Origin of the sequence: Pseudomonas fluorescens, from assembly GCF_902497895.1 — a bacterium.
GTDB lineage: Bacteria > Pseudomonadota > Gammaproteobacteria > Pseudomonadales > Pseudomonadaceae > Aquipseudomonas > Aquipseudomonas fluorescens_BP.
Window position 1 is genome coordinate 1 of sequence record NZ_CABVHQ010000127.1, and the last position, 6,227, is coordinate 6,227.

Annotated in this window: 5 protein-coding genes; all 5 read right to left on the reverse strand. The window is 52.6% G+C overall.

What is annotated here, in order from left to right; genetic code table 11:
* Positions 1 to 239: 239 nt before the first annotated feature.
* A complete protein-coding gene (gene tal / locus F8N21_RS29745; RefSeq protein ID WP_150645521.1) occupies positions 240 to 1,163 on the reverse strand; it encodes a transaldolase in 924 nt (307 codons plus the stop codon).
* Between the two features lie 67 nt (positions 1,164 to 1,230).
* On the reverse strand, positions 1,231 to 2,457 hold the full coding sequence (locus tag F8N21_RS29750) for a maltoporin (protein WP_150645522.1): 1,227 nt from the start codon (positions 2,455 to 2,457) through the stop codon (positions 1,231 to 1,233).
* Positions 2,458 to 2,777: 320 nt separating this feature from the next.
* Positions 2,778 to 4,442, reverse strand: a complete 1,665-nt coding sequence (gene pgi, locus F8N21_RS29755) for a glucose-6-phosphate isomerase (RefSeq protein WP_150645523.1) — start codon at positions 4,440 to 4,442, stop codon at positions 2,778 to 2,780.
* 393 nt (positions 4,443 to 4,835) lie between these two features.
* Positions 4,836 to 5,846: a LacI family DNA-binding transcriptional regulator gene (locus tag F8N21_RS29760; RefSeq protein WP_150645524.1), complete on the reverse strand. Its 1,011-nt coding sequence runs from the start codon at positions 5,844 to 5,846 to the stop codon at positions 4,836 to 4,838.
* A 58-nt stretch (positions 5,847 to 5,904) separates the two neighbouring features.
* On the reverse strand, positions 5,905 to 6,227 hold a 323-nt coding region (locus F8N21_RS29765; protein ID WP_224788318.1), incomplete at its 5' end, for a hypothetical protein.

Here is a 6,227-nt window from a genome sequence, read left to right on the forward strand (position 1 = left end):
GGCCGGCCGGTTCTTCAATCGCACGTGTTCCCCTGTACCTGTAGGAGCTGTCGAGCGAAGCGAGGCTGCGATCTTTTAATCTTGCCGTGGCTTCTGTCCTTGCTGTTGCTTTGGCTTCAGATCTGCCGCCCCTTTCCCAGAGGCCGAACGCAGGCGTTGCGCAGGGGGCACCGCGGCAAGGATGCCGCGGTAGCCGCCCCCGGCCATGGATGGCCGATGCGGCACTGACCTGCATTGACCTAACGTTTGCCGGGCAGTAAGCCTTCCAGCTTCTCTTGGTCGCGGGCAAACTGGCGGATGCCTTCTGCCAGCTTTTCTGTCGCCATCGCGTCTTCGTTGTGCTGCCAACGGAAGGCTGACTCGCTCACTTCCTCGCGCGGTTCACCGATCCCTTCCTGTTTGAGAAGACGCGGTAGATTGCCCTCGCTATCCGACAGTTGTTGCAGCAGATCCGGGCTGATGGTCAGGCGGTCGCAGCCTGCCAGTTTCTCAATCTGATTGAGATTGCGGAAGCTGGCACCCATGACCACAGTGTTGAACCCATTGGCCTTGTAGTACTGGTAGATGCGGGTTACTGACTGTACGCCTGGATCTTCGGCCCCCTGATAGTCGCGCCCTTCGGCCTTCTTGTACCAATCATAAATACGACCCACGAAGGGCGAGATCAGAAAGGCACCGGCATCAGCGCACGCGGCGGCTTGGGCGAAGGAAAAGAGCAGAGTCAAATTCGTTTGAACCCCTTCCCTTTCCAGTATTTCAGCGGCCCGGACACCCTCCCAAGTAGAGGCGATTTTGATCAGAATTCTGTCCTTGCCGATTCCCGCACTCTCATACAGATCGATCAAACGGTATGCTCGGGAGAGCATTGCTTGAGTGTCGAAGGACAGGCGCGCATCCACTTCCGTAGAGATACGTCCGGGAATCAGCTTGAGGATTTCGCATCCAACGGCAACCGAGAACTTATCGCAAGCCAAGCCGATGTCCCCGTTTGATTCGTTGAACGATGCTTGAAGATGCTCTTCGTAATTTGGCAGGGATGCGGCTTTAAGTAGAAGAGACGGGTTGGTGGTTGCATCATAGGGTTTGAGCCTCGCGATAGCTTCGAGATCACCGGTGTCCGCCACGACCGTGGTGTAGTGTTTGAGTTGTTCCAATTTGTTCATGCCAGATACTCTTTGCGCAATAAAACAACATTAACCCGGACCAATAGCGCACTGTCATTCAGGGAGTTTATTTCCACCAATACTCGACCTGAACCCCTACGTTGGAGCCTTGCAGGTCTGTACCAAACGCACCGGTATCAGACAGAGCCGATCCCGGAGATTGCAAGCTGGCGGCGCGTTGCGCAGCCTTGTTCCAGCTTGCGTAGGTGTAATACAGACGTATTTCCGGCCTGTCCCAGAATCCCGGCCCCTTCGGTGACCAGGTAGGCGCGATGGTGTACTTGGTGAGCTTTCGGGTACCGTTTGCGGCTTCAACCTGGTCGCGCCCAACTTCGGTGATCAACTTGAACTGATCCGTGAACGCATAAATGGGCCGAACACCAATGGATAACCAGTTCTGATCATCACCATCAGGGCGCGTGTCTTTTTGATAGACCAATTCAACCTGACCGCTGAAAGCGTGGGTCATTTGCCAATCGAAAAATTCCACAAGCCGCCAGCTCTTGTTGCTCTCATCCAGCGTGGAATCACCGGTATAGCCCAATGCGGTGCCCGGCCCTCGGCCGTATTGAACAGCGAACTTGTTGACTCCACCCAGAAACGCGACCTGCTTGTGCTGGGCAACCACCGACCAGCCCTGATGAGCATCCTTGCGGCTTGGCTTGTCCAGATAGCTGACGCCCAGCTGAACCTCGCCACCGGGATTTGTGTTGAATCCGCTGACGGTCACATCATGACGAGTGACAAAATCCTTTTGGAAGACGTTGTCCTTGCGTGACAACACATAGCTGTATTTTAGATCTCCCAACGCGACCTCATCGAACCCAAAGCCTGTTGAGCTTTGGTTCCAGTAGAAGTAGTCGGAAATATGGATGTCGTTTCGGTTGTAGTAACGGCGGCCCGCCCAGAACGAACCACCGTTCAATGCCGGCATCTTGCTCCACTCTGCGTAGAGCTGACTCATCCGCGTATAGCCGTGCTCCCCGTCAAATTTCGGGGCATGGCCATACTCGTTATAAAACTGTGCCATGCCTTCCACGCTGACCACCGAGCCGTCGTCCAGTGAAAGCAGATCCTGACGCAAATCCAGCTCCAGATATTGCTCACATTCGTTGCCAAGGCGATATTTGGATTGCGCGCCCGGTAGCTGAAAACACGACTGTTTCCCTCCTTGAGTCGAATCCCCTACTCCGGTTCTGAAATAACCACTGAAGTCTGCTGAATACGCGTCAACGGGCAAAAAGCCGACAGCAAAGGACGCACCCAGAACTGCGCTGAGAGTTTTAACGTTCACTCATAACACCTTTTGTTTGTTATATTTATTGGATAAGGCCGATAACACGAACAGCACGCTTTTTATCCGAGTACGCAGCCAACTCCACGCAGCGGTTCCCGGAAGGGAAATACCAAGTTAAATCGAATAAAAAAGGCAGCGCATTACCTGAACCAAAAGCATGAGAAAAATCCAGGCATTGCCAGTGCAAAGTGACCACGGGGAACTAACGATTGAGATAAATACGCTATTTAAATAATGCATTAATCAACCGCACTACCACATGGCATTCGTTTCCTCCAGGACCGGAAGGCGTTAGTCCCGCCCAATCTTATGAGGTTCTAACCCCGATGACGCCCTCGGAAGAAATCTATAAGACCCTGCGTCGAGGAATCATCAGCCGGTCCCGCGTCATAGCGAGTCAGGAGGCTATAGACGCTGTTGCCTAGCTCCTTGCCCAGCTCCACGCCCCATTGATCAAACGAATTGACTCCCCAAATTACGCCCTGGACAAAGACCTTGTGCTCATAAAGGGCGATCAGCGCACCAAGGCTATGTGGATTGATGATCTCAAGAGCAACCGTATTGCTTGGCCGGTTACCGGGGATCACCTTATGCGGCGCCAGTCGTTCAATCTCACTGGATGAAAGGCCTTTGGCTTTTAGCTCTGCCTCAGCTTCACTGCGGGTTTTGCCTCGCATCAGCGCCTGGCTTTGAGACAAGCAATTGGCGTACAGCCATTCCTGATGATCAGCCACTGGATTGTGGCTGACCACAGGCACAATGAAGTCAGCTGGAATCAGAGGCGTCCCCTGATGCAGCAACTGGTGGTAAGCGTGCTGTCCGTTACACCCCACGCCGCCCCAGATTACTGGGCCAGTGGTGTAGGAAACCGACGTGCCGTCATGACGAACACTTTTGCCATTGGACTCCATGTCCATCTGCTGCAGATGCTTCACGAAGTTGCGCAGGTTATGGTCATAGGGCAAGAACGCATAGCTTTGCGCACCCCAAAAGTTGTGATACCAAACGCCGAGTACCGCTAAAAGAACAGGAAGGTTCTGTTCCAATGGTTCGTTCAGGAAATGTTGATCCATAGCGTACGCGCCGGATAACAGTTCCTTGAAGTTAGCGATGCCAATGGCCAGAGCAATCGGCAGGCCAATGGCAGACCATAGTGAGTAACGACCACCGACCCAGTCCCACATAGGAAAAATGTTTGCTTCACGGATGCCGAAATCCAGCGCAGCCTGGCGATTACTTGTCACAGCAATGAAGTGGCGATACAGCTTCTCTTCCGTCCCGCCCTTAGCCAAGTACCAGCTACGAGAAGCTTGCGCGTTCTTCAAGGTTTCAAGAGTACCGAAGGTTTTGCTGGAGATGATGAACAGCGTTGTTTCTACATTCAGCTTGGCTGTAACCTCGCGGAATTCATTGCCGTCGATGTTAGCTAGATAATGGCACCGCACCCCATGCCGAGCGAAAGGCGTGAGTGCCTCAGAGACAAGCTCCGGGCCCAGAAATGAGCCACCAATACCAATGTTTACGACATCAGTGATGACCTTATCGTTGTAACCACGCCACAGATGGCTATGGATACGACCCACAACGTCAGTCATCTGCGCCAGGGCTCCATGCACATCGCGCATCAAGTTGCGACCATCGACCATCAAGGGTTCCCCCACTGGTCGCCGCAACGCGGTATGCAGCACAGGACGCCCCTCGGAACCGTTGATTTTCTCTCCACTGAACATGGCATGCGCTGCCTGTTCCACCCCAGCCTCGCGAGCAAGGTTTACCAGCAATGAGCGCGTCTCGTGAGTAATCAGGTTTTTCGAGTAATCCAGAAAAAGCCCGCAGCCCGCCAAGGAAAAGTCTTGAAAGCGTTTACTGTCATCTCGAAAGGCATCGCGCATACTGAAATTTTTCATGCTCTGCCGATGGTCGAGCAGATTGCGCCATGCCGGTAGTGCAGTCACATCATTCGTTTTGTTGTAGTTATTCATGCTCAGCCCCTCTTTGCCAACGGCTTCTGCCGTCTCAATCAAACGATTCAAGTTTTGTAATTCTGCAAACGCAGAAACGCCATCACAGGAATAAGCTCTGCGGTGTGTAGTTACAACCAGTTATCGGACTTCGTTGCGCGAGGTCAGCGTTCTCCATCGCGATTCAAATAAACATCTATCTCTTTAACGAAGTCAATGAAGCCTGAAGAAAACAAAACCGAAAGCCGGTCGCTCAAGCAAAAAAAACTGCAAACATACATAGGCGTGCACGACAAATGGAAACCAGGCGCTGGCCATGTAGTTTCAAAATTATCCAGGCGGCGAGACGTGGACAAGCGTCAAATAATTCACGTCTGCAACCGCCAGATCTTCAGGACGAAACCCTGAGTACATTCATTTGGGACCGCCGCAAGAATCTCGCTGGATTAAAGAGGGTTTCAATCGAATAGTCTGACGTCTCCCCTCAGGTTGCTTGATACGCTTCAATAAAAGCTTCACAGCCTGGGCTCCGAGCTCCTCGAGAGGTTGCGCTACAACTGTCAGTCTTGGACTAAAAGCATCCGCCCAGTCGAAATCGTCAAAGCCAACCAGCGCGATATCCCTTGGCACCTCAAGCCCCGCTTCACGAAGGGCCTGCATTGCACCAATGGTCATCAAGTTGTTTGCAGTCATTATTGCGGTAGGCGGGTGCTCTAGCGATAGCAAACGGCGAGTGGCTTCCATTGCCGGCGTAATCGCCGATTCACCACAGCAAACCAATTGATCTTCATACTGAATTCCGGCGTCAGCCAAGGCCGCGCGGTAGCCATCAATTCGCTCAAGAGAAGAAGACTGAGTCAATCGACCGGATACCATCCCGATGCGCCGATGACCAAGTTTAATCAAGTGTGCAATCAACTCTTGAGAGGAGTGCTTATTCTCTACCCCCACCTGATCGAAAGACGTCGAGAGCAGTCGATCGATGAGAACCGTGGGTATCTTGTTGGCTTTCAAGTAATTAAATACTCGATTTTCCGGATCATATTCCGAGGCGAGTACAATCCCGTCAACACGTCGCTCATGCAGTGCTTTGACCGCTTTGAGTTCCTGTTCCGGATCTCTTTGGGTATTGACCAGTATCATCATCAAACCGCTTTTCGCGCATGCCGCTTCGATGGCACGTACTGTTTCACTGAAATAATAGTTTGACAGCGTAGCAATCGCCACACCTATGGCACCCGAACCCGAAGAGGAACGAGCCAGAGACCGAGCGAGTGAGTTTCGAATATAGCCTACGGACTCTACAGCCTGATTCACGTTACGGACGGTGTCAGGATGTACTTTACGAGTACCGTTGAGTACATGAGATACCGTAGACATCGATACGTTCGCGGCTCGCGCTACATCGCTCATCTTTGCGCCCACTGTGCATCACTCCTTTCTCACGTGATTTGATGGATAGCGCTGAACTCATGTCCAGCTGCTAGCCATTGTAAAGCTCACGGCAAGAAAATGCGTCGATGGCTCTCGGAATTGAGGCCGGGACGGGCCCGCAATTTCGTGAAAGTCCCAGCGAGGTGCGCAGCGCATCTGAAGTGGGTGAATCGAGATGGTGGAATCCGCTATGCAGCATAGCCGGGCACTCCTTTTTATTATCGTAGCGATCGTCCTGCGAACCGATTAACGGGACGCAGCAGCGCTTGTTGAAAAAAGCATAGCCGAGACGAAAGCGCTTGCGCAAGCGCTTTTCTAAGCTCATTTCATTTCCTCCCACGCAAAGGAAAGCGCTTGCGCAAGCGCTTTCCT

Bases quoted from the DNA above. Each gene is read 5' to 3' on its own strand.
- tal (WP_150645521.1), bottom strand. From the start codon at position 1,163: ATGAACAAATTGGAACAACTCAAACACTACACCACGGTCGTGGCGGAC.
- pgi (WP_150645523.1), bottom strand. From the start codon at position 4,442: ATGAATAACTACAACAAAACGAATGATGTGACTGCACTACCGGCATGG.